Annotated in this window: 4 protein-coding genes; 1 reads left to right on the top strand and 3 read right to left on the bottom strand. The window is 28.9% G+C overall.

Annotated features, from left to right (window positions below):
- Window positions 1-482 precede the first annotated feature (482 nt).
- Window positions 483-1,784: an IS110 family transposase gene (locus tag Q0F58_RS18735; RefSeq protein ID WP_294379472.1), complete on the top strand. Its 1,302-nt coding sequence runs from the start codon at window positions 483-485 to the stop codon at window positions 1,782-1,784.
- Between the two features lie 246 nt (window positions 1,785-2,030).
- Here the strand turns inward: Q0F58_RS18735 and Q0F58_RS18730 are convergent, their stop codons facing one another.
- From Q0F58_RS18730 to Q0F58_RS18720, 3 genes are all read right to left on the bottom strand, one after another.
- A complete protein-coding gene (locus Q0F58_RS18730; protein WP_294379470.1) occupies window positions 2,031-2,147 on the bottom strand; it encodes a methyltransferase domain-containing protein in 117 nt (38 codons plus the stop codon).
- Window positions 2,144-2,266, bottom strand: a complete 123-nt coding sequence (locus tag Q0F58_RS18725) for a hypothetical protein (RefSeq protein ID WP_294379468.1) — start codon at window positions 2,264-2,266, stop codon at window positions 2,144-2,146. The genes Q0F58_RS18730 and Q0F58_RS18725 overlap by 4 nt, the downstream gene beginning before the upstream one ends.
- A 17-nt stretch (window positions 2,267-2,283) precedes the next feature.
- Window positions 2,284-2,594 (bottom strand): EFR1 family ferrodoxin (locus tag Q0F58_RS18720; RefSeq protein ID WP_294379466.1); only part of this gene is annotated, 311 nt, incomplete at its 5' end.

Raw genomic sequence — 2,594 nt, 5'->3', positions numbered from 1 at the left:
ATTGTGTACATCCTGTGCATCCTGCTGTTTCTTGACATTGGAAACAAAACATTTTATTTTCCATTATATTTCCTCCTTGTATAATCTAGTTGTAACATTGATAGAAAACTATTTATAATTCTAACGAACATTACACTTCAAATTAATCTTAATTTTCATACCTATTATTTTACCTACGTCCCGATAAGGAATATGCATTTCATAGTTAAAATAGTTTTTTATTTAAATTCCAAAAGGAATCTAACCAAATTTAATATAGTTTAGTATAATACTCCTGAATAGAAGATAGATGTATCCCTCCTGGGAGGTTTATTTAGAACCTATACCCGTAAATTAGCGTATCATTCCATCAGGTAGAATTCTATGTTTAGCTGGTTGGGTTTCCCTTTGGGAATTACCCGTGTCACAAACAAGGTTATAAGCTATCTGATAGATTGGAAGTTCTATTCTATCTCAAATTTAATTTAAAGGAGATATATATAATGTCTGAATTTTTTAACAGTCCTGTAGTTGGAATTGATGCTTCAGCTAATTTTTCATATGCTGCAATACTCGCACCGAATGGTGATATTTATAAGAAATCTTTTAGGATAAAGCATGATGTAAGCGGTTTTGATCACTTAGTTAATGAAATAAAAAAAGTGGAAAAAGAGTTTAACATGAAAACTGCCATTTTCATGGAGTCCACTGGTGTGTACCATTTATCTCTTTTCCACTATCTCATTAAAAAGTTCGATAACACATTTGTTATCAATCCACTCGTTACTAAGTGTAACAAAAATGTGGATATAAGAAAAGTGAAAAATGATAAAAAAGATGCTTTATCTATTGCAAACATAGGAAAATTTCAAAATATTAAGTTGTCTCAGCCAAAAAATCTTGATATTTTTCTTTTAAAAAATATTGTTCGAGAGTACTATAAACTTACAGATTCATGTTCAATTTATAAAAAGAAGTTATCTGCTGATTTAAGAGTTATATTTCCAAATTATAATACTGTATTTTCAGATATTGCATCTAATACATCACTTGAAATTTTGAGCAATTATCCTACTCCAAAATCAATAATAGATGCTCCTAAAGAAGATGTAATCAAAATTCTTATTGAAAAATCTAAAAAAGGTTTAACTTGGTCTGAAAAAATATATTCAAAGTTAATTACTATTGCAAAAGAAGCTGATATCATCGGCGTTCCGCTAGGCGGTTTGTCTGTTAAAATATTCAGTTCTTTGGCTTTAATAAAAGCTTTTGAAACGCAGATAAATAACTTATTAAGTGAAATTAATACTTTAATTGAATCATCTGAATTTCCTGAATCTATTAGAGAAAATATTGAACTAATAGATTCTATTCCAGGTATAGGACGTCTAACAGCTATTACTTTAATAGCTGAAATAGGTGATATTAATGGCTTTATTAAGCCTAAGCACCTTGTAGCTTTCTTTGGTATAGACAGCTCTGTTAATCAATCAGGTAAATTTCAAGGTGATCAATGTAAAATTTCAAAACGTGGAACTCGAATCGGTCGAAGAGCATTATATGCAGTAGCTCTTGCCTCAATTAGACGCAACCGTAGCGGAATTCCTATAAACACGGTTTTATTGGAGTACTATCAAGTTAATCTAAAAGGCAAAAAAGCTAAAGTTGCTTTAGTTGCTATAATGCATAAAATACTAAATTATATTTTTGCTGTTCTCCGAAATCAAACTCCATTTGAACAGAGAGATCCTAAAATACATAAACAAATGTTTTTAGAAAATAAACATCTACATAAAGTAGCTTAATTCACTTCCATTATTTGTAACCGTTCGTGTTTTTGAACGGTCTATTTGCTATGCTCTTTTCTAAAAATATTATTTTTAAAAGATTTACTTGACTATTATTAGCTGGTCTTTCTGTATATAATTAAATTGTATAACAACAGAAAATTTTTTCAACATTTCCATATAAAAACACAAATATTTTCAGTAAACATGAATATCTATCTTAATTAATACTTAAATTCCATTTGGTTTTAATAATCGTTTCATTTACGCAAAAATTTCTCTCGGATTTACAAAATGATGAAATGCCAGCCTTGAAATCATAACATCAAAACTATTATCTAAAAATGGCATCTCTTCTGCATTTCCCTTTACAAATGTCATATTTGAGATAATCCTGACTTTTTACTTTCTACTTTTCCAATTTCAAGCATAGCAGATATTGTATCAATACAGACAACATGATTAACATATGGAGCAAAAACACGTCCACAATTGCTCATCTCATTTATTCCATTCTCTACATTTTAACATTAGGATTTAAATATCTTTTTCTGCCTTTAGTCTTTTCTCCATAATTTATAGCTTCTTTAGGACAACTTTGAATACAAGAAAGACATAACTCACATTTATGATTCCATTTTGGTTTTCCATTTTTCATTGTAATGTTTCCAACTGGACATTTCTTTATACATAATCCACAACTTGTACATTTATCACTTACAATAAAATTTCTATCTCTTTCATGAAACTCAATCACATCTTTATAAAAATAATTTGTAAACAATCTATCTATCAAAGCATGACTTTTTTCTATAGGCAGTACTTTCC

This window comes from uncultured Clostridium sp. (genome assembly GCF_934754915.1).
Classification (GTDB): Bacteria; Bacillota; Clostridia; order Clostridiales; family Clostridiaceae; genus Clostridium.
This window is presented reverse-complemented; position numbering and strand designations above follow the sequence as displayed.